The following is a 20,519-nucleotide window of genomic DNA, read 5'->3' as shown; positions in this document are numbered from 1 at the left end:
CCGCCGACCGCGACGCCGGGTCGGTTGGTCCGGCGTCGCGGTCGGGACCCGCTCAGCCTCGCCCGAGCGAGGCGGGCGGAATCCCGGTGTACGCCCAGTGCGCCAGGGCCGTCCGGTCGAGCAGGACGATGTCGAGTTCCCGGGCGAGTTGCTGTCCGTCGCCAGCGGTGAACGAGCCGTTGGTCACGATCGCGCAGATGTCTCCCCGGTGGATGCTGCGGCAGGTGCCGGCGAAGCGCTGGATCGCGGCGCTGCCCACCCGGTTCGTCGGGCTGTGCCGCTTGCACTGCAACACGAGCCGCCGGTTGTCGGGGGTGGTCGCGACGATGTCCGCGCCCCGGTCGCCGGCCCGACCGCTGACCGTCACTCCCGAGAATCCGGAACGGGTGAGCAGCGCGGCCACCCACTGTTCGAACTGCGGACCGGTCATCGTGTCGGTGACCTCGACGTGCAGCGCCCGCGCCTGCTCCTCCGCCCGCTGGCGCTGGTTGGCCCGGACAACCAGGGTCAGCACGCCAGCTCCGGCGGCCAGCAGCCCGACCAGGATGACAACCGACCAGATCGGATGTCGCCGGACGAACTCGGTGACCAGCCACAGCGCCACCAGCAGGGCCAGACCGGCAAGCCACCAACCGGACCGGTCGGGGGTGGACCGGGCCGCCGGACGGCGGCGCGATACCCGGGGCGCCCGCCGGAGGCGGGAGGTGGTCGCACGTCGGGTGCGCTGGTGGCCCCTGACCCGGGTGCCGTCGCGTCGTCGGTACGAACGCACTCGAGACATCGAAACTCCTGTAACGAGAGGGTGCCCCAGTGTGACATTCGCGTACGACAATCCTGTCGTCCGCCAAGGTGGCAAGATCAGTTGGATCATCGGCGACAGGCGAGGAGGCAGGGTGGCGAACCGGTTCCTGCATCTGGTCCGGCACGGCGAGGCGACCGCCGACGGCAGGCTCACCGAACGGGGTGAGCAGCAGGCCCGGCTGGTGGGCCGGCGGCTGGCCGGGCTGCCGATCACCACGATCCAGCACAGCCCGCTCCCCCGGGCGGTCCGCACCACCCAACTGATCAGCGAGTGCCTGCCCGAGGTGCCGGTACAGGTGTCGGAGCTGCTGGACGACCACGTTCCGCCGGTACCCGACCCGCAGTCGCTTCCCGACGTCTACCTCCGGTTCCTCGACGGCGTGACCGCCGAGGAGTACGCCGTCGGAGCACGGCTCGCCGAGGCGGCGATCGCCCGGTACGCGGTGCCTGCCGAGGTCGACACCCACGACCTGGTCGTCACCCACAACTTCCAGATCGGCTGGTTCGTCCGGCACGCCCTGCACGCCCCCGGCTGGCGCTGGTTCGGCCTTAACCAGGGCAACTGCGCCCTGACCACGATCCTCTACCGTTCCGACCGCCCCCGGCCCTGGTGCTCTTCAACGACATGGGGCACCTGCCGCCGGAACTGCGCTGGACCGGCTTTCCGGCGGACCAGCACGTCTGACCAGCCCGGTGCCCCGGTCAGCCCGGTCCACGCACCTGTCGGTCAACCCGACACCGACCGGACGGGCCCTTGCCATACTGGCCCGATGATCGCCCCGGTGCTGCAGACCGCCGTGTACGTCCGCTCCCCCGACCAGACGCAGGTCCTGCTGATCCATCGAAACAAGCGCCCGCAGGACGTCCACCACGGCAAGTACCTGAGCCTCGGCGGTCACGTGGAGCCCGGCGAGGACGTGCTGACCGGCGCCCGCCGCGAGGTCTACGAGGAATCCGGCCTGGTCACCGCCGACCTGGCGCTACGCGGCACGATGCTCTGGACCGGTTTCGGCCCTCGACGGCTGGACCTGCTGTGTTTCGTCTTCCGAGCGGACAGCTTCGACGGTACGCCGCACCTCGGCAATCACGAGGGCACCCTCGAGTGGGTACCGATCAACGACATGCACAGCAGGCCGATGTGGGACAGCGACCATCTCTGGCTGCCGATGGTCTTCGACGCCGATCCCCGACCGTTCCACGGCGTCATGCCGTACGACGGCGACCGGATGCTCGACTGGTCCTACCAGCGCTGATCGCGAACCCGGTACGTCCGACGGCACGACCGCCGCGACGGTCCCAGGGGACACCGGCCGCCGGGACCGGCACCCGAGCGGTTGATCCGGCACGACCGCGAGGGGCAGCGCACGCTCCGTACCGGTTCCTATGCTCCGAGGCATGGATCTGAAGAAGCGGACGGCCCTGTTGTCGAAGACCCGGGGCTGTGTGCTCGGCCTTCTCCTCGGTGACGCGTTGGGCGGGAGCGGCGGCACTGTCCCGATCAGCGGCGCGGTGCCGGCGACCAGCGCCGGCCAGCTCGTCTGTTTCGCCATCGAGGGCCTGATCCGGTTCAGCGTGCGGGGCAGTCATCGGGGGATCTCCAGCATGCCGGGTGTGGTCTGGCACGCGTACCACCGGTGGGGCGCCCTACAGGGTGTCAAGGACATCAAGCGCTGGCGGGATCGGGAGTGGCCGGACGGCTGGCTGGCGGACCTCTCCATCCTCGGCCACGGACGGGGCACCGCACCATCCATCGCGACGGTGATGCGGGGCGGGGAGATGGGCACCGTCAAGGAGCCGGTCGGTACCAGCGTCGACGCGTACGGGCTTGTCCTCAGCCTGCCGGTCGGGGTGATGTCCCTGCTCAGACCCGCCATGCGCGGCGAGTTCGCCGCCGACGTCGCAGCGCTGACCCACGGGCCGGAGGCGATCGAGGCAGCCCACCTCGCCGGCGCGATCGTCTACCAGCTCACCGAGGAACCGGAGCAGGAGCAGGACGTGGAAGCGAGCCAACGACGAGCGCGGAGCCCGGCGTCGACAGTGGACATACCGGCGGCGGTGCGGACGACTCTGGAGACCTGTGCCGAGGAGGCCGGCGGTGCGGCCGGGCAGGCCCTGGAACAGGCGTTGGCCGCGGCCGCGTCCCGACCCGCCGACCCTGCCGAACTGGCCCGGCTCGTACCCGACGACCGGGCGGTCTCCGCGCTGGCCGGCGGTGTCTATCTCGCCTGCTCGCTACGAGATCCACACGGGATCTTCGAGGCGCTGCTGCTCGCCGCCTCGGTCGGGCAGGGCGGGCACGTGGCCCGGGTCACCGGCGCGCTCCTCGGTACGGCGTACGGCGCCGACCTGCTGCCCGCCAACCGGATCGCCCGGTTGGAACTGGCCTGGGTGGCCGACACCCTGGCCCGGGACCTGCTCGCCGAACGACTCGACTCCCCGTCCGGCGGCGAGTACATCGACGGACCCGACCCGTACTGGTACCGCCGCTATCCGGGCTGGTGAGCCGACCATCGGGCGTGGGCCTGCCGGGTAACCGCCTCGGCGGTACGGCTCCGGGCCGGGCGGTGGCGCGAGGGTCGGCCACCGCCCGCGCCCCGGGCCGGAAGGTGCGCTGGTGACGGGGTCAGCAGGGTTCATGAAAGGGTCAGGACCGCCACGTCGAGGAGCCGCTCCAGGGTGGACCGGGTCGGCAGGTGGGACAGCAGGTGCGTGACGCTGCGGTCCGCGTACCGTCGATCCTCCGGGTCACCGGCGGCCAGGGCGTAATCGACCTGCCCGGAGACGTAGTTCACCAGGCTGGTGACCGCTCCCCGGAACATGGTGAGATCCAGGTCCGGAAGGGTGCCGGCGGTTTCGCGGTACCCGTCGACCAGGGCTCGCGCCCCGACGGTGTTCACCGCGCCGCCGGGCTCGACGGTCCAGTCCAGCAGGCCGTTGGCGAGTTCCCAGCTCGGTGGCTGGCCTCCGGCGTGTTCCCACCCGGTGACCACGAGCCGACCGTTCGCGCCCCGCCGTACGCTCGCCGGGCCCAGCGTGTTGTGACACAGCACCGGTGCCGGCGGTGCCGGGGCGTCCGCCCCGATCAGCTCCAGGTCCACCAGGGTGGGCACCGCCGCGGCGAGCAGGGGCGCCCACCCGGCGGAGCGCCCCGTCGCCGTGGCCGCGACTTCCGGCCACTCCACCCCGCTCAACCGTGTCCCGTGCCAGGGGCTGATCCGGTCCACCGGCAGGGCGAGTCCGTGGATCGTGGCGAGGATCGCGCCCACCTCGCGGGTCACCGTCGCGCTCGCCGGGGCCGACAGCGGCGGCCCGGAGTGCAGCCACTCGGAGACCCGCCAGCGGTGTCCCTCGACGGTCTCCACGATCCGGCCCGACCGGCTGCGCACCGGAGTCGGCAGCAGTACGCCGGCGGCGGCTACCGCTTCCTGCAGTCGGACGTCGGTTTCGGCGTCGACGATCGGCCACCAGGTGTCCATCGTCCGGACCGCCCAGCGGCCACGGTCCGTCTCCAGCGACCACTGCCGGCCCATGTCGTCGGGGCGGGCCAGCGCCCGCATCTCGCCGACCACCTCGCCGAGCCGGTAGCGGTCGGCGAGCGCGCGGGCGAGCGCCGGGGCGGCGACGTCGGACCGGCCGCGCCGACGGTCGACCTCCGCCTTCAGTGCGGTCCAGGTACGGAAGCCGTACTGGCGGGCCAGCGATGCCTGCGCGTCGGCCAGTGACGCGGTCGGTTCGACGTCCCGCAGTCCGGCCAGCAGGTCCTTGGCCTGCTGACGCAGGTGGTCGAGATGGGGGTTGTCGGGCAGCGTTTTCACGGAGCACCTCGCTCTACGCCCGGACTCGCACGGGCGGATCAGAGCTTCGGCATCCGTCGCTCACCTCGGAGGCGAGGGGTGGCTTCAAGCCTTCCGGCGAGTCTCGGCGCGATCCCCACGCGCTACGGACGAGGGTAGCCCGTGGTCACCGACCACTGTCAAGTGCTCGCCTCGGACCCGTTGGCCCCCACCAGCCGTTCGCACCACGATCGGCTGGTGGGGGCCAACCTGCCAGCTGGCCCACCCGGGGCTCATGGCGCTCGTCGACGCGCGCGGATCCAGGTCAGCCCTTCACCGCGCCCGCGGTGAGCCCTTCGGTCAGGAAGCGCTGCCCGAAGGCGTACATGACCACCACGGGGATGCTGACGAGCAGCGACGCCGCGGCGAGCTGCCCCTGCGGTACGACGTCCCCGGTGATCATCGACTGCATCCCCACCGGGAGCGTCTTGTACTCGTCCTTGGTGATGAACACGAAGGCGAAGAGGAACTCGTTCCAGGCGTTGGTCAGGGTGAACAGCGCCACCGCCAGCAGGCCCGGCTTGGCCAGCGGCAGCATCACCCGGCGGAACGCCTGGAAACGGGTGCAGCCGTCGACCAGCGCGGCCTCCTCCAGCTCGACGGGAATCGACGCGAAGTACCCGGTCAGCAGCCACGTGGCGAACGGAAGCGTGAAGGTCGGGTACGTCACCACCAGCGACCACAACGAGTCGGTGAGCCGCGCCTCGATGAGCAGCTGGTACAGCGGGATGAACAGCAGCGCCCCCGGCATCACGTAGGTGATCAGCACCGTGACGGTGAACCCCTGCGCCCCTCGGAACCGCAGCCGGGCCAGCGCGTAGCCCGCCAGGGCGGCACAGACCAGTGCCACCACGGTGGACGCCAGGGACACCAGCACCGTGTTGAGGTACCAGCGCCCGAAGGGCTTGGTGGCGAAAAGGTCGGTGAACTGCTGCAGGGTCCACGGGGTCGGCCACAGGTCGTCGTTGCGCATGACGATCTGACCCTCGGACTTGAAGGCCGTGACGACGATCCAGTACAGCGGGACCAGGACAAAAACGAGCAGCGCGGCGAGCGCGAGACCGGACGCCAGGCCCGACATCAGGGACGACGCCCGGCGGTGTCCGCCGGACTGGAACGCCGAGACCACCCGGCCGACACCCGCCGCGACCAGCAGGATCACCCCGAGGACGACCGCCGCCTTCCAGATGATGTGTGGCGACGCCCAGGCCAGCGCAGCGGTGAGCACCAGGGCGACGACCCACGGCAGCGCCGTCCGCGCTTTCGACGTCGACCCCGCCGTCCGCCCTTCCGACGTCGACTCCGCCGTTCCCGCCTTGCGCTCGGTCCGTCCCGGCCGCGCCTTCCGGATACGTCGGGTCGGCGCGGTGCCGACGTCCCGGTACATCAGCCGGACCAGGAGGTACACCAGCCCGCCGATGACCGGCAGCATGACGAGCGTGACCGCCGCTCCCGCGCCGTACTGCAGTTGCAGGATCGCCTTCGAGTAGGCGACCAGCACGTACGGCGCGGTCGCGTCGCCCGGACCGCCCTGGGTCAGCAACCAGATGAGGTCGAAGTTGTTGAACGTCCAGATCGACGAGAGGGTCACCGTCACGGTGATCACGTGACGCAGTCCCGGCAGCGTCACGTGGACGAACCGACGCCACGGCGAGGCACCGTCGACGGTCGCCGCCTCGTACAGGTCTGCCGGGATGGCCTTCAACCCCGCGAGGAACGCGACGGTGAAGAACGGCACCCCCTTCCAGACGTTGACCATGATCACCGACGGCATCGCCAACTCGGCGTCGGACAGCCAGCCCGCGGGCCAGCTGTCGACCAGATGCAGGGAGGCCAGCAGCGGCCCGATCCCCGACTCGGTGAGCAGCATGTTGACGCTGCCGAAGATCGGGTCGAGCAGCGACCGCCAGCTGAACGCCGTGACCACCGTCGGCACCACCCACGGCAACAGCAGCAGCCCGGCCAACACGGCCCGCCCACGGCGCAGGTGGTGCAACAGCAGGGCGGCGGACAGCCCCAGTACGACCTTGAACACCTCGGCGTACGCGGTGAAGACGAACGAGTTCACCACGCCCGTACGGAACTGGTCGTCGTCGGCCAGGGCGAAGTAGTTCGCCAGACCGACGAACACGCTCTGCTGCCCGTGCCGTTCCGTCGTGCTGGTGACGACCGACCAGACGATCGGCACGAGCACGAGCCCGCCGACCAGTATGGCGGTGGGCGACAGGAACAGTGCCGCCAGCCGCCAGTCGCGACCCAGCCTCCGCCGGGTCACGCTGAGAGAGCCGGACCCCGGTGGCGGGGTTGCCGCCTTCGCCGGGGCCGGCGCTGGACGGACCGTCACTGTGGCAGCCCCTGCTGGGTGAAGATCTGCACCATCTTCTCGTGGGCGTCCTGTACGGCCTGCGCGGGCGCCGTACCCTGGATGACCTGCTGCATCATGTCGGTGAGGACGTAGGCCCCGACGGCGGCCTGCTGGCCCGCGCTGGCCTTCTGCGGGAAGTTCAGACCGTTCTTCGTCTTCAGCGGCAGCGACAGTTCGGTGATCTTGCGCATGATGGGGAACGCCGGGTCCCCGCTGGTGAAGAACGGGTCGGCGTCCCAGACCTTCTCCCAGGCGGGCAGCGCCAGGCCGGGCGCCTCCTGCGCCACCCCGAGCAGGGCGGGCGCACTGACCAGGTACTGCGCCAGCAGCTTGGCGAGCGGTGCGTTCTTGGCGCCCTTGAAGATGACGAAGGCCTGGGACTGTCCAAGCAGCAGCGGGTTGTCGGTGGCCGGCCCGATGCAGTCGGAGAAAACGTGGGTGTTGTCGTACACGGGGTTCTTCTTGGTCCTGGAGTCCGCGTAGACGCTGAGCTGGTTGCGGGTGTAGCCGAGGATCCCGGCGAGCCAGTTCTCGTTGTTGCTCGAGTCGGTCCAGGCGGCCACCCCGGGCGGCAGCATCGGCTTGTACTTGGGGTTGGTGTAGATGTCACCGAGGAAGGTCACCGCCTGAACCGTCTCCGGCGAGTTGAACATGACCTTCCTGCCGTCGTTGGAGGCGATCGCCCCGCCGTACGAGTTGATCAGCGCCTCGATCATGCCGTTGGCGTCACCGGACCGGTTCACGGTCATGCCCCAACCGAACCGGCGCTTGGCCGGATCGGAGATCTCCAGGCACAGGTCCCGCAGCTCTTCCCAGCTGTAGATGTCCTTCGGGGCGATGCCCTTGTCCTGCATCCAGTCCTTGCGCAGGAACGACCCGATCCCGATGAAGTGGTAGGGGATGGCGAACCACTTGCCGTCGAAGACGCAGAAGTTCTTGGACTCCGCGGTGGGCTCGCCGTACTTCGCGGTCAGCGCCTGGACGACGTCCGTCACGTCCTCCAGGTCGCCCAGCGCCTGGAACTGCGCGACGAACCGCGAGTCGGTCATGAACGCGAGGTCACGCGCCACGCCACCTTCGACCTCGGCATGGATCTTGGCCACCACGTCACCGGCGTCGGCCTGGACCAGGCTGTTCTCGATCTTCGTACCGGTGCTGTCGGCGAACTTCTTGATCGAGCTGTCGAGCGCCGCGTTCGCCGCCTCCGAGTACAGCTTCTGCGACAACATCCCCATCGAGGAGCCCTTCAACGACGCCGCGGCGTCGATCAGCTCCTTCGGAACCTCGGCCTGCACCCGGGGAGTCGACGGCGTACTGTCTCCGCACCCAGCCAGACCGGCCGCGCCGAGCAGCCCCACCCCCATGCCCAGAAAGCCGCGCCGGGACCACAACGGGTTGCCCTCCATGACCATCCCCCTCCTTCGTCTCGTCTCACCGCTGAACGTCGAAAGGGGGCCGGGAGGCTTGTCGCCTTCCCTGTGTACGCCTGAGGACGGCGCACGAGGACGGATTGTGTGGTGGTCGCAGCCCCCCTGCCGCGCAGTCATCGGGAAAGATGCCCCGTGCTCGGCGGGCCTCCCCAACCTGCCCCGAGACGTGCGCGCCGCCGGTCTGGGACGTCGGCCGGCCCGGCGGTGCGCTCACCCTACACATTCCGGAAAGTCGCGCCTAGGGATGGAAGGAAGTTCTGAGAAAACCGTTGCCATTTGTCACCGCCAATAGCAGCGCCCGAGGTCACGGCACGTCCCTCGCATCAGCAGCATCGAGGGCGATCGTGCTTCATTGTGACCCGGCGGTCACTCCGGCATGGATGCTCACGCCTCTCGCCCTGCCGACAGCCGGGTCCTCCGGCCCTTATCGCGCAGGCAACGGCCGGCTCGCGCTCCACGCTCGACGGTGGATCTTCGACCAACCGCCCGGCCGTCGCCCGTGGCTCCGCCCGCGTGAACCGGCCGGCGACACGCGTCACCGCCTCGTGCAAGGACCGCCACACAGCCGGGGTCTACGCTGCCGCAATCCGTGGCCAGAGCAGGGCGGTCCTGTACCACGGGGCGCGAGCGCCGCACCGGTCGGCCAGTCGACGCCCGTCACGTCGACCAGCAGCTCGAACACTCGTTCATCGCAACGGGCTTTCCACGCGGGTAAGTAGGCGCCCGAGCCCCGCCGAGGTACCAACCGCGATCACGCGGTGCTCGTGCTTCAGGCGTGGATCACCGAAAGGCGGGAACAGCATCGGGCGGTCCTGACCGTGGCTTACCGCTATGACGCGCACCAGCCCGGGCGCCTCAGCGGTACTGGTCAGCGCTCCGTCGAGTTGTGAACTGGCGCCGACGGCGAATTCGGCCAGCAGCAGAACGTCACGTTTGACAGGAATGATGCCCAACATCTCCCGTGACATCAGGCTGGCTGCGAAGGCTGGCGCGGCCAGGGCCGCCACGCTTCGGGATACTTGGATGCCGAAGGCCTCGGCGACCCGACTGGCGAGTTCGTCGTCGGCGAGACGCAGCACGATGGAGAGATTCGGCTGTCGGGAACGAGCACGCAAGGCCGTTTCAAGGTTCACCACGTCATCCGAGGTGACGACGATCAGCGCACGTGCGGCCGGTACAGCGTCGAGTGCCTGCATCCGGGTGGCGTCCTGGACGAGGACCGGAATGTTGAGTTGGCGGGCAATATCCACGCCGCGTGCCTGTTCGGAGCTGTCGACGGCGATGACCGGTACACCCTGGGCGTGTAGGTTGAGGATCACTGCGGTACCGACGTTGCCCAGTCCGACTACCACGACTGGGGCGCCCAAGCTCGAGAGTCGCCCGAGGGACCCGACCAACCGCGAGTTGATGACGGCCTCCGTTACCGCGGCGGCGAGCAGCGGTACGAGCCCGACGCCCAGCAAGGCCAGAGTCGCACTCACGATCTGGAGGAATACAGGTCGATCGAATTCGAGTTGCCAGCCGTTCGTGGCAAAGGCGATGGCTATCAGTACGGCGCTGACGGGGTCGAGTGCTTCTGCCCAGGCGATCAATGTACTACCGAGCGCGCAGAGCACCAGCATGACAATCAGTGCAGTTCGTATCGGTCGGCTGACCATACTGGATAGGCGTCGGAGTCGGCGTAGCAAGCCCGCCGTTCCGCCCTGCCTCGTTGTCCGGCGAGCCGGGCGAGGCGTACCGACAGGAACATGACCTGTCGCAACCCGGGCCAAAACCAGATCCGCCTGGTTGGCGTCGCCGGGAAGCAATTCCAGCCGGTCGCGGCAGGTAACCGCGAGCCCACAGACGACCTGATCGCCTGGTACCGCCTGACGCGGTGCGGTGTACAGGGTGCCCAGTTCGTCACTCTGGCAGACGACGGTGGGAGCATCCAGCGCGGCGTCCACGAAGGCTTCGCCGGCCAGCGCCGCGTCGGAGACCACCACCGTGTCGCCCAGCAGCAGACTGCGAACGCCGGCACCCAGGGTCTGGTCGAACATCCGCAGGACGACCCGGGCATCGGGGTTGATCTCTCGGATGATCAGGGCCGTCCGGATGTTGCCCACGTCATCCTGATCCAGCAGGGCCACGGCGTTGGCGTCAGCCAGCCCGGCGCGACGGAACGCGTCCGCGTCGAGATGCCGCGTCGGCACTGTCCGAACCGGCAGTCGGGCGATCTCGGCGTCGCGGTCACCGCCGCCCATGGTCAGCACGACGACACGGGCCCGGTAGCGCGCTACCAGTTCGACAACCGTGCGGTAGGCCAGGTCGTCGGAGCCGCAAACGACAACCTGGGCGGTGTCCGTGTCCGCATTCCCCCTGCCCGGCCCGAAAGAGGTCACAGCACATCCACGATCGAGGTGAGGTTCCGCGTGGGTAGCCCTGACGTCCAGGTAGTGACGTGGCTGCCGCCCACCACGGCCAGAATGTCTGCCACAGCCTCCCACTCCTGTGCGTTCAGACCGGCACGCCACAGCCGAACAGTGGAGCGCATCCAGTCCGTCGGATCCGCCTGAGGCGTGCACACATCGGCGAGAGGCAGCGGTCGGGGCGCGAGGTACACCGCGAGTAGGAACAGGTTGGCGGTATAGGCGGCAGCCGCTCGCACCACGTCGTCCGCCTGCGGTCGGTAAGGTACCGCCCGGCCCCGCGTCTCCCACCGGCGCGCATGGCCGCAGAGGTAGCGGAGAAGCTCGCGGCAGCGCCCCTGTTGCTCGCCGGGCAGAGCGGCGAACAATGCCCTGGCATAGTTCAGGATCGGCATGCGTAACGCCAGGCAACGGTGCGACAACAAAGCCCGCAGCATTCCGATGTCCAGCTCCATGCCGGCCCGCTGGGACATACGCCAGGTTTCCGTCAGCACGTCGAGCAGTTCCACGACATGCAACGCAATCAGGAACTCTTCGAACGTCGCGTGCAGAAACTCGTAACAGCGGTCGGGCTTGAGGCCGACTCTCGTGTTTATCTCGGATGTCTGCACAAAGAAGAACTGGCCGATGGTTCGCTCGGCGTTGCCCGCCGGGCTCGGCGTACCTGGGGACGGCTCCTCGTCAAGGAGGGCGGCGAAGTCAGCTGCCAACTCGGACTCGGAGACTCGCAGTCCGTCGGGCCTGTTGAACATGGCAAACGCCGCGATCCCCAGGTGCCGGAGAGCCCTCCGGACGGAGGTTTCAATTTCAGCAGGATTCTGAACAGTCTTTCCGACCTCCCGGCGGATGAAGTTGTCCAGGAGCCCGCGGTAGAGGTCGGCCTCCGAGAGAACACTGTCGGACAGGTCAGGCACCTGGGGATCGGAGCCGTAGAGCGCGAGCATCAACAGAAGCAACGGCTGGTGCGCGAGCTCAGCGTGCCTGAGCACAGCGTCGGCGGCTACCGCCCGGGTATGTCCGGCGAAAATTCCTGACCGATTGACCTCGTTCCAGGTGTCGAGCCAACGAACCACCGCTGGTTCGTCAAAGTCCACAAGCTGGACCATGGAGCACCCTGTGGGCAACCGCGCTCGATCTGCCACGACGGTACGGGTGGTCACGATCACGGCGACAGGACGTTGCATCTCGTATTCCCGTCGCTGGAAGTCCGCTACTTCCTGTAGATAACCGATCTTCGCCCTGTGATTCGCCGCAAGCAACAACTCGTCGAACCCGTCGAGCAGGACGACGCGGATCAACTCCGCACTCTCATCCGTCACACCAGCCCAGGTGACTCGGCCATGAGTGGCCGAATCGAGGGCTTGTTGGATCTGCTCCCAGACCGGAGCGTCAGCATCGACGGACCGGAGCGGAACACGTACCGCCACGTAACCCTCTGCCGGCAACCGGGCGGCCAGAACGCGAGTGAGTAGCGACTTCCCCGCACCGGGATGGCCCAGTACCAGCATGGGCAGCCTGGTCCCCTCCGGCGAGGCGAAGTGGCCCGCGAGGAACCTGTCAAGATCCGAACGAACGCTCTGTTCACCCCACCACGCTTCCTGGGCGGGTCGAGCGTTCGGCATGAAAACGGCGTGCCGGAACCGCGGCGTGACGTATCCCTCCTCCAGCGTGGGAAACGTCGTACCCGTCGAGTGGTGCAGTGTCCCCTCGGGTACGAGCGAATTCGTCAACGCACTGCGGTTGACCAGCCCCAGCATGCCTACCTGAGAGTGAGGGCCGGGCGCCGGCCGTGGCGCCGTCTGCAGTAGCAACTGCTCGAGCCGAACCAACTGTTCGGCCTGCTGTTCGAGGATGGCGCTTACGGAATGGCTCAAGATCGAGATCTGGCCGCGTGTGGCCGCGTGCTCCTGGAACCCAGCCCAGATGAGGAACTCAGGTACCTCGGCGGCGAGTTCGAGGTAGGACGACCGATAGCGTCTGACCGACTCACGCACGACCCGGTCGCGCAGACTGTCGATCTGGGGTATTCCCTGACGCACCTGCGGCCATGCCTCTAGGCCGTCGAAGAACCGGGTCGCCGTCTCGGTAGCCTGCGCGAAGAACCTCGGCAGCTCTGTGCTGGCGATCTCGTCAAACCCTATGACAGCAGAGGGCATTGCCACAGGCGCTTCGTAGAGGCGCTCCACGGCAGTCGCTGAAGTTCGGTAATCCAGCGTGATCAGCTGGATCTTTTCTCGTTCCGTCACCGCCAACGAACGGTAGCCCGAACCAATCGCCTCGGCGAGGCTCTCGAAGAACGCGGTGCCGACGATAATCGTGTGGGCGGCTTTCAACAGCTCATGTCGCCGGTGACCAGCCGCGCCACGGACGGCGGGCAGTCCATCCTGAGAAAGCTGACGTACCAGGTGGACCGCTGCGCCCTTCTGGTCCACCCAGCCCCACAGCGCCCCCAACGGCGCGGCGACCGTGGCCCCGAGCAGAGGTCCCGCCAGGATCACGCCTCCAAGCACCCTGTCCACAGTCTCCAGCAACGGAGGCTGATCTCGACCCAGGATCCGCAGGGCTCCACGGAAGGACACGGCGGGGTCACGCATTGCTTCTCCGTCCTTCTGCCTGGCCGAGGCGTCGGTACCTCACGTGACCCGATCTGCCACGACATCGTCAAGGCTCACCGCAACGCTGGTGACCATTTTGACAGGGGCCGACGATCCTGGGGTGCCGAAACTGGCGGACCTGGTACGGCCGCTGTCCGCCGCTCCGAGGCGACCTGCGCTGATCTGGCCTGCTCTTGCCCAGGTCTGTGCCCGGAGCGCCCCGGCCCTTGGTGGAGACGGTGATCATTGCGCGGGGCCTACCGCACTCGACGAGGCTCCCGCGGACGCCCGTCCGGCACGGTCTCGTGCTGGGCCGACAGCACGGCAGGCGAACCGACACCACCCGTCCAGCGGCGTTGCAGTACCGGCCCACGCTTGCTGATCCCTACCACGACCACCTGTGCCGATGCCGTACACAAGAACCCGCCGTCGGCGCAGGTGCCTGTTGGCGGAGATCAGAGAGTTGGGCTGCGCCGGCAGCATCAACCCCGCTCCACCGCCACATCGCCAACGCCCGGCTGGATCACCCACGCCCAAACCGCCGACCTGCCCCACCTAAACAACACCTTCACCCGCGGGCTCAGTCTGACCGCGACACTCTCAACGCCGCCGTCAGCTGCCGGTTCCTGCCCCTATCACTGCCTGCCTATGCGGTGTAACCATTCGCCGAGCAAGACGCGTTCCCCGTCGGTGAGGACGGTGGCCTCGTCGAGGTGGGCTTGTAGCGAGACCGCGGCGTTGAGCAGATCGGTGGAGGTGGCCGCGGTAACGGTGTCCGTGGTGATGGCGGCCAGGATGGACTCGCGGGCGATCGTCGAGAGTGCCAGGTCGCGTTTCGCCGGCGGTGTGGCGATGAGCGTGAGCGTCACACCTTTGCCGGTGGAGTGGACGAGTTGGGCGGCGCGTTCCTCGGTCACGCGAAGCCGGCCGACCTGGGCAATGCGGTTGACCCGGTGGGCGAGGATGGCGGCGGCCTGTTCCGCGGCCGGAGACTGGTGGCCGGGACGTACGTCGCCGAAGATGAGGGTGTAGAACGCCGGCTGGGCGAGACCGAATTCGACGTGGAGATCCCAGCCGAGGCGCAGGTCCTCGACGGGATCGTCGCTGTCCGCTATCGCGGTCTTCCCAGCCAGGTAACTGGCGAGACCGTAACTGCCGGCGGCGTCGAGCAGGCCCTGCATGTCACCGAACAGCCGGTAGATGGCTGGCGCCTGCACGTGGGCCGCCGCGCAGACGGTACGCGTGGAGACGGCGTCGCGTCCGCCTTCGGAAAGGAGCGTCGCCGTGGCCTCGATGATGCGTTCGCGGGGGCCTTTGGCGGGCATGGCCGTAGGGTACATCGGCTGTCACCTCCTCACGCCGACAAGCCGCGGAGCGTCGCCGGGATCGTCGGTGTGCCACTCAGCCTGGTCGGACCTCGACGCGCAGGATGCGGTCGTCACCCGGACGCGGATCGGTACCGCCCCAGGTGGCGCGGTCGGTGTTGGAGGTGACCAGCCATAGGGCCCCGTCGGGGGCGACCTCGACGGTACGGATGCGTCCGTGGTCGCCTTCGAAGTGCTCGACGGCATCCCCGGTCGCAGCGTTGCCGTCGACCGGTAGTTGCCACAGACGTTGACCGCCGAGCGCGCCGATCCACAGGGACCCGGCGGCGTACGCGACACCCGAGGGCGAGGCATCGTCGGGGTGCACGGTGAAGATCGGCGGCACTCCGGTGCTGCCGTCCAGGCCCTCGGTTTCGGGCCAGCCGTAGTCCTGCCCCGGTCGGAGGATGTTCACCTCGTCCCAGGTGCGGTGGCCCAGTTCGGACCCGTATGCCGTACCGTCCGGCCCGAAGGCGATGCCCTGGACATTGCGGTGCCCGGAGGAATAGATCGGAGAGCCGGGCGTGGGGTTGTCTCGCGGGATGGAGCCGTCCGGACGGATCCGCAGGATCTTGCCGTTGAGGGTGGCCTCGTCGGCAGCGTTCTGCGGCTCGAACGCGTCGCCCGTGCCGATCCACAGGTTGCCGTCCGGGCCGATCACGACGCGTCCACCGTGGTGGCGGTCGGCAGTCTGGATTCCGTCGAGCAGCACCCGCTCCTGCCGCAGCGATCGGAAATCGTCGGCGACCCGAAGGGCGACGATGGCGTTCTCCTGTGCACCGGACACCGAGGCGTAGACCGTGCGATCGGTGGCGAAGTCGGGTGAGGCCGCCATGCCGAGCAGGCCGCCCTCGGCGCTGGCCACCACACCGGGTACCGTGCCGACCGGCTGCGGCGTGCCGCCGCCAGCCGGGACTCGGACGACATCACCGCTGATCCGCTGTGACACCAGCGCGGATCCGTCGGGAAGGAAGGCCAACCCCCAGGGCGCGTCCAGGCCGCGGGCGATCTCGACGGGTTCGCCCAGCGTCGCGACTGGGCGGTCATCGTACGTGACGCTCGGCTGCCCGCTGCCGGGGCTGGTCATCGGCTGGGGATCGGGCGAGCAGGTTGTCAGGGCAAGCGCGGCGATCAGGCTCGAACCCGTCGCGGCGTGTCGAAGTGGTCGATGGAACACGGCTGTACCTCCTCTGAAGGGTGAGCTTCCGCCGCTGGCCGGTCGTAGCTGGTGTGGTGCACGATCGAGCCGGCACCGTGCCGGTGGGCCGGGTTGCACCGGCCTGTCGACCTGTGGTGCCGGCTCGTCCGCGCCACTCAGGCGGCGAATCGCCGTTGCAGGCGCTGGCAGGTATAGCCGGCGCCGGCGCCGACGCCGCTGGCCGCGATCAAGGTCAGCAGCCCCGTCAGTACGTCGTCGGGGTGCAACGCGAAAAACGCGACGAGACCGACGAACCAGGCGAGCATGTTGTTGAGCACGGGTGTGGTGCGCATGCCGACGGCGACGCAGGCGAGTACGAACACCGCGACGGGAAGCGCCGCCACCCCGATCGACGGAGACAGGAGGGCCACGATGAGGTGCCCGACCACGGCCAGCAGCATTCCCGCCCACAGACTGATCACGGCGTGGACGCCGTGCAGGGCCGAGGTGGGGCGGGTGAACCAGGCCACCCAGCCGACGAACATCGCCCAGGCATGTAGACCGACTGCCTCGGTGAGGAACGCCGCCGCTGCCGCGATGACGGCTGCGACGAGGGTGAAGCGTACGAATTGACCAGAGGACGATGCTGCGGCGCGCGACACGGGCGCGGCCGGTGTCGGTGCGGTTGCGGAGTCGTGGACTTGCCGAGTCATCTGCTGTTTCCTCCTCATGCCGCCAAGGGCGGCTGGTTGGGCGGTCAGCGGTTCGTCAGGCGGCGCCGCCGTTGACGAAGATGGTCTGCCCGTTGATCCATCGACCGTGACCGGCGAGCAGGGACACCACTTCGGCGATGTCCTCCGGGCGGCCGAGCCGTTCCATCGGGTTCTGCTTCGCGATGCTCTGGATGAGGTCGTCGCTCTTGCCCTCGAGGAACAGGGCCGTCGCCGTGGGTCCTGGAGCCACTGCGTTGACGGTGATGTCCCGGCCGCGCAACTCCTTGGCCAGGATCGGGCTGAGGGCCCCCACGGCTGCCTTGCTGGTGGCGTACGCGGCGTAGCTGGGCAGGTTGAGTCGGGTGACCGAGGTGGAGAAGTTGATGATCGCGCCGCCCGGACGCAGACGACTGATCGCTTCGCGGGCGACGACGAAGGTGCCGCGAAGGTTGGTGCGGTGCATCCGGTCGAACTCGCCGAGGTCCAACTGGGCGACCCGGCTGAGGACCATGACGCCCGCGGCGTTGACGACAACGTCCACGCCGCCGAACGACCGCTCGGCGGTGTCGAACAGTGCGGTGACCCCTCTCTCGTCGGCCACGTCCACCTGAGCCGTCACGGCGCGCCCCCCGACGGTCCTGATCGCCGCGACCGTGGAGTTCGCCTCGGTCTCGTTACCGAGGTAGCCGACGACCACGTCCTGGCCGTCGGCGGCGAGCCTCAGTGCGACGGCGCGACCGATCCCCCGGGATCCTCCGGTCACGACGGCGACCCGGCCCTGGTTCGAAGGCACGGTGTTCTCCTTTCTCTGGTTCCGGTTGGTCAGGCACCGGCCGGGGTGAGCAGCTCGGGGTAACCCAGCCGCCGGACGAAGTCGGCGCGGGTCCGGTACGCGACGTCGTTGACGTGTTCCACCCCGGCGTGGGCGTCGTCGATCACGGTCCGAAAGGGCTTCTCGCCGAAGGGCAGGGCCAGGACACGGACGATCTCCGCGGCGACGCCGGCGGCGCCCATCAGCGGGCGCCTGAGCAACGCGGCGGTGGCCCGCTCGGTACGTTCGACGAGCTGGTCGAGGGCGGCGTATGCCGACGCGACGTCCTGGTCGCTCGCCCGACTCGCGTTGGGGAAGTGCTCGGTGCCCTCGGTGATGGCGCCCGGCATGACGATGACCGTCTCGATGCCGAACGCGTTGGCCTCGTAGGCGGTCGTCACGGCGAGCGCGTCCATGGCGGCCTTGCTGACCACGTACGGGCCGAGGAACGGCGGGGTCGTGACCGGGATCGTGCTGCCGACATACATCAGCACCCCGGCCCGGCGCCGCCGGAAGTGCGGCAGGACCGCACGGTTGACACGATGCGCGCCGACGGCATTGACGTCTATCAGGCGCGTGACGTCCTGGTCGGTGAACGCCTCGACGTAGCCGACGTACAGGTGCCCGGCATTGTTGATGACCACGTCGAGGCCACCGTGCCGTTCGACGACGCTGCGCACGGCGGCGTCGGCGGAGTCCTGGGACGTGACGTCGAGTTCGACGACGTGCAGGTCGGTGCCGGACTCCCGGGCGTGTGCCCGCATCTCGGCCGCATGCGCGGCGTTACCGCCTCCGACGTCCCGCATGCTCGCGTAGACGGTGTGACCGGCGCCGGCCAGGGCGCGGGCGGCCAGGTTGCCGATCCCGGTGGCGGCTCCGGTGATGAGGACGACAGACATCGGACGACGCTCCTTCGCATTCCGGTAGCATTGATACCACTATATTTGGTAAGGGCGATGTAGTCAAGGTGCTATCGGATCGCCGTTACTTCCGCTACCACGCGGCCCGTCCGAGACACCGCCTCCATGCCACCGACCTCGTGGCCGACGACGCCGACCCGACCCGACCCGAACAGGCAAATGACGCACTCACCGCAGGGCCCCGAGCTGCGGCGATCCCGGCGCCGGCCCGCAAGGCGCGTCGAAACGGGATTGCCGACTGTCACCCCTCGCCGAGAAAGCCGCCGCCACGCCAGGCCAGGCCAACCGGCGCAGCCGACGCAGAGACGCCCTCCGCCAGGCGGGACCCGCGGCGCTCGGGACGAGCAGCCCTCCCCGAGTCCCCGACCTACCCGGGACGCGTCGCGCGCCCCGGGATGCGCGCACCGCAAGGGGCACGCTCGACGTCAGCGCCGACACCGCCAGCGGTGCAGACTTCGGTCTTTGCGAGTTTCGGGACGACGTAGGCGGTGCACGCGCCGTCAGGGCGAGGCGCCAGGTCTGGGCATCGGTCCGGTCCGGCGGCTGTCGACGAACGTCTCAACTCACGGGGACACGACCCCTACGCGGCACCGCGACGCGCACCGTCACGCCAGAGGGTTCAGTGTCCCAGCAGGACCCGCAGCGTGCGGCGGAACTGGTCCGCGGCACTTGGGCTGATCGCCGCGAGGAACGGGAGTTCCTCATGATCCTTGTTACCGGAGGGGCCGGTTTCGTGGGCTCCCACACCGTCCGGGCGCTCGCCGAGGCCGGGCAGGAATGCGTCCTGCTGCAGCGCCGGGGCCCCCGGCGTCCCCGCGAGCCTGGCGGGCCTGCCTGTGCACGCCGCGCAGGCCGACGTCGCCGACCTCGACGCGCGGACACTTGCGGGACTCCTCAACATCGGTGATCTTCGAGTTGCTTGCCGGGCACCTGTCGGCCGTCACCGATGTCACGATCGTCAACGCCCGGATCTCCGGCATCCGGGGGACCCGGCGGGCACCTGCCCGACCCGTTTCTCGTCGCCTCGACGCTCGTGCACGCCGCGCCGGTCGGGCGCTCGCCCTCCTGCAGCTCACCGAGGAGCTGCACCACACGACACACAACGTCGCCTCCGGTCGTGCCACCAGCAACGCCGAGGTCATCACCGCGATCCGATCCGTCGAGCCCGGTTTCCGGTTCGAACTTCCCTCGGCCGGGGCTCGCCCGCGGGCCTGGCTCGACATCACCCGCCTGCGCGAGGACACCGGATTCGAACCGCAGTACGACACCGCCGCCGGCGCCGCCGACTACATCGCCTGGCTCCGGGCCGGCAACGAGCGGTAGCGCCACCCCACCGCCGAACACGCGGCGGGGGCCGACCCGCCGTCGGAGACCCGGGCACCGGATCAGCCGGCCGAGCCGACGGGTTCGGGGCCGAGCAGGCTGTCCAGCAGGGCGTCGAGGACCGCGAGCGCGGACTCCGGGGAGTACTGTCCACTGAGGATGTAGACGCCGAGCCCCTCCACGGTGGCCAGCAACGCGGTCGCGGCGTGCAGTGGGTCGCCGCCGGACGGCGGCGCCGGGCTGGCCGCCCGGATGACCCGTACCCGCTCGGCGATCCACTGGTGCATCAGGGCGTTGTCCCGGCCCAACTCGGCGGCGATCGCCGGGCGTACCGCGGCGTAGGCGAGGAAGGCGAGGGCGACCCGGCCGTCGAGTTGTCGCCGCTCGTCGAGCGGGAGCAGGGCCATCAGCAGGGCACGCAGCGAGACCCGGGGGGACGGGGACTCCCCCAGGGCCTGTTCGGCGGCGGCGAGCCGAACCTGGGCGTTGTCCCGGACCACCTCCATGGCGAAGGCCATCATCTCGTCCTTGGTCCGGAAGTAGTGCTGGACCATGCCGGAGGAGACGCCGGCCTCGGCGGCGACGTGCCGCAGGCTCACCTCCTCCAGGCCACGGTCGGCCGCGATCCGCAGCAGCGCCTCGGCGATCAGCGCCCGCCGCGCCTGGTGATCCACTCTCTTCGGCATCCCACCCATGCTTTCACAGTGCAGTCGCATTGACACGTGCTCGACCGGAGTTTTACATTGCAGTTGCAACGTAAAACTCCACTGTCCGGGGCGGATCGTATCGAAGCGACCGGGACGCCCCGCGCCACCGACC

General features: G+C 69.1%; 15 protein-coding genes. 3 read left to right on the top strand and 12 right to left on the bottom strand.

What is annotated here, in order from left to right; translation table 11 throughout:
• Nucleotides 1-52: 52 nt before the first annotated feature.
• Nucleotides 53-781 (bottom strand): restriction endonuclease, encoded by a 729-nt coding sequence (locus ABGB05_RS32620; protein ID WP_347657805.1) that lies wholly within the window; start codon nt 779-781, stop codon nt 53-55.
• Nucleotides 782-893: 112 nt separating this feature from the next.
• Between ABGB05_RS32620 and ABGB05_RS32615 the strand changes: the two genes are divergently transcribed.
• Both ABGB05_RS32615 and ABGB05_RS32610 read left to right on the top strand, forming a co-directional pair.
• Nucleotides 894-2,054 carry a histidine phosphatase family protein gene (locus tag ABGB05_RS32615; RefSeq protein ID WP_347657804.1) on the top strand — a complete coding sequence of 387 codons (1,161 nt, stop codon included), beginning with the start codon at nt 894-896 and terminating at the stop codon, nt 2,052-2,054.
• Between the two features lie 142 nt (nt 2,055-2,196).
• Nucleotides 2,197-3,303: an ADP-ribosylglycohydrolase family protein gene (locus ABGB05_RS32610; protein WP_347657803.1), complete on the top strand. Its 1,107-nt coding sequence runs from the start codon at nt 2,197-2,199 to the stop codon at nt 3,301-3,303.
• Between the two features lie 131 nt (nt 3,304-3,434).
• On the opposite strand, the gene ABGB05_RS32605 is transcribed toward ABGB05_RS32610, so the two are convergent.
• The 10 genes from ABGB05_RS32605 to ABGB05_RS32560 all read right to left on the bottom strand — a co-directional run bounded on the left by ABGB05_RS32605 (nt 3,435) and on the right by ABGB05_RS32560 (nt 18,356).
• The gene (locus tag ABGB05_RS32605; RefSeq protein ID WP_347657802.1) at nt 3,435-4,616 is read right to left on the bottom strand and encodes a phosphotransferase; all 1,182 of its coding nucleotides are present in this window, start codon (nt 4,614-4,616) and stop codon (nt 3,435-3,437) included.
• 283 nt (nt 4,617-4,899) lie between these two features.
• The gene (locus tag ABGB05_RS32600) at nt 4,900-6,909 is read right to left on the bottom strand and encodes an ABC transporter permease subunit (protein WP_347657801.1); all 2,010 of its coding nucleotides are present in this window, start codon (nt 6,907-6,909) and stop codon (nt 4,900-4,902) included.
• A gap of 65 nt (nt 6,910-6,974) precedes the next feature.
• Nucleotides 6,975-8,405, bottom strand: a complete 1,431-nt coding sequence (locus ABGB05_RS32595) for an extracellular solute-binding protein (protein ID WP_347657800.1) — start codon at nt 8,403-8,405, stop codon at nt 6,975-6,977.
• A gap of 710 nt (nt 8,406-9,115) precedes the next feature.
• Nucleotides 9,116-10,810, bottom strand: coding sequence for an NAD-binding protein (locus tag ABGB05_RS32590; RefSeq protein WP_347657799.1), 1,695 nt, complete (start codon nt 10,808-10,810; stop codon nt 9,116-9,118).
• A complete protein-coding gene (locus ABGB05_RS32585) occupies nt 10,807-13,335 on the bottom strand; it encodes a hypothetical protein (RefSeq protein ID WP_347657798.1) in 2,529 nt (842 codons plus the stop codon). The genes ABGB05_RS32590 and ABGB05_RS32585 overlap by 4 nt, the downstream gene beginning before the upstream one ends.
• Before the next feature lie 731 nt (nt 13,336-14,066).
• Nucleotides 14,067-14,756 (bottom strand): TetR/AcrR family transcriptional regulator, encoded by a 690-nt coding sequence (locus tag ABGB05_RS32580; RefSeq protein ID WP_347657797.1) that lies wholly within the window; start codon nt 14,754-14,756, stop codon nt 14,067-14,069.
• Nucleotides 14,757-14,832: 76 nt separating this feature from the next.
• Nucleotides 14,833-15,882 carry a PQQ-dependent sugar dehydrogenase gene (locus tag ABGB05_RS32575; RefSeq protein ID WP_347657796.1) on the bottom strand — a complete coding sequence of 350 codons (1,050 nt, stop codon included), beginning with the start codon at nt 15,880-15,882 and terminating at the stop codon, nt 14,833-14,835.
• Nucleotides 15,883-16,109: 227 nt separating this feature from the next.
• Nucleotides 16,110-16,646, bottom strand: coding sequence for a DUF1097 domain-containing protein (locus ABGB05_RS32570; RefSeq protein ID WP_347657795.1), 537 nt, complete (start codon nt 16,644-16,646; stop codon nt 16,110-16,112).
• Between the two features lie 55 nt (nt 16,647-16,701).
• On the bottom strand, nt 16,702-17,439 hold the full coding sequence (locus ABGB05_RS32565) for an SDR family oxidoreductase (protein ID WP_347657794.1): 738 nt from the start codon (nt 17,437-17,439) through the stop codon (nt 16,702-16,704).
• A gap of 29 nt (nt 17,440-17,468) precedes the next feature.
• The gene (locus tag ABGB05_RS32560) at nt 17,469-18,356 is read right to left on the bottom strand and encodes an SDR family NAD(P)-dependent oxidoreductase (protein WP_347657793.1); all 888 of its coding nucleotides are present in this window, start codon (nt 18,354-18,356) and stop codon (nt 17,469-17,471) included.
• Nucleotides 18,357-19,280: 924 nt separating this feature from the next.
• On the opposite strand from ABGB05_RS32560, the gene ABGB05_RS32555 reads away from it, so the two are divergent.
• The gene (locus tag ABGB05_RS32555; RefSeq protein WP_347657792.1) at nt 19,281-19,700 is read left to right on the top strand and encodes a hypothetical protein; all 420 of its coding nucleotides are present in this window, start codon (nt 19,281-19,283) and stop codon (nt 19,698-19,700) included.
• Nucleotides 19,701-19,762: 62 nt separating this feature from the next.
• Here ABGB05_RS32555 and ABGB05_RS32550 read toward each other — a convergent pair whose 3' ends face one another.
• Nucleotides 19,763-20,386 (bottom strand): TetR/AcrR family transcriptional regulator, encoded by a 624-nt coding sequence (locus ABGB05_RS32550; protein ID WP_347657791.1) that lies wholly within the window; start codon nt 20,384-20,386, stop codon nt 19,763-19,765.
• Between the last annotated feature and the right edge of the window lie 133 nt (nt 20,387-20,519).

Origin of the sequence: Plantactinospora sp. B5E13 (assembly GCF_039871775.1) — a bacterium.
Lineage (GTDB): Bacteria > Actinomycetota > Actinomycetes > Mycobacteriales > Micromonosporaceae > Plantactinospora.
The sequence above is the reverse complement of the archived record's forward strand: the minus strand, read 5'-3'. Positions and strand labels throughout refer to the sequence as shown.

Coding starts and splice junctions, on each gene's coding strand:
- ABGB05_RS32620 (WP_347657805.1), bottom strand. CDS start 781: ATGTCTCGAGTGCGTTCGTACCGACGACGCGACGGCACCCGGGTCAGG.
- ABGB05_RS32610 (WP_347657803.1), top strand. CDS start 2,197: ATGGATCTGAAGAAGCGGACGGCCCTGTTGTCGAAGACCCGGGGCTGT.
- ABGB05_RS32595 (WP_347657800.1), bottom strand. CDS start 8,405: ATGGAGGGCAACCCGTTGTGGTCCCGGCGCGGCTTTCTGGGCATGGGG.
- ABGB05_RS32580 (WP_347657797.1), bottom strand. CDS start 14,756: ATGCCCGCCAAAGGCCCCCGCGAACGCATCATCGAGGCCACGGCGACG.
- ABGB05_RS32575 (WP_347657796.1), bottom strand. CDS start 15,882: ATGACCAGCCCCGGCAGCGGGCAGCCGAGCGTCACGTACGATGACCGC.
- ABGB05_RS32570 (WP_347657795.1), bottom strand. CDS start 16,646: ATGACTCGGCAAGTCCACGACTCCGCAACCGCACCGACACCGGCCGCG.
- ABGB05_RS32560 (WP_347657793.1), bottom strand. CDS start 18,356: ATGTCTGTCGTCCTCATCACCGGAGCCGCCACCGGGATCGGCAACCTG.
- ABGB05_RS32550 (WP_347657791.1), bottom strand. CDS start 20,386: ATGCCGAAGAGAGTGGATCACCAGGCGCGGCGGGCGCTGATCGCCGAG.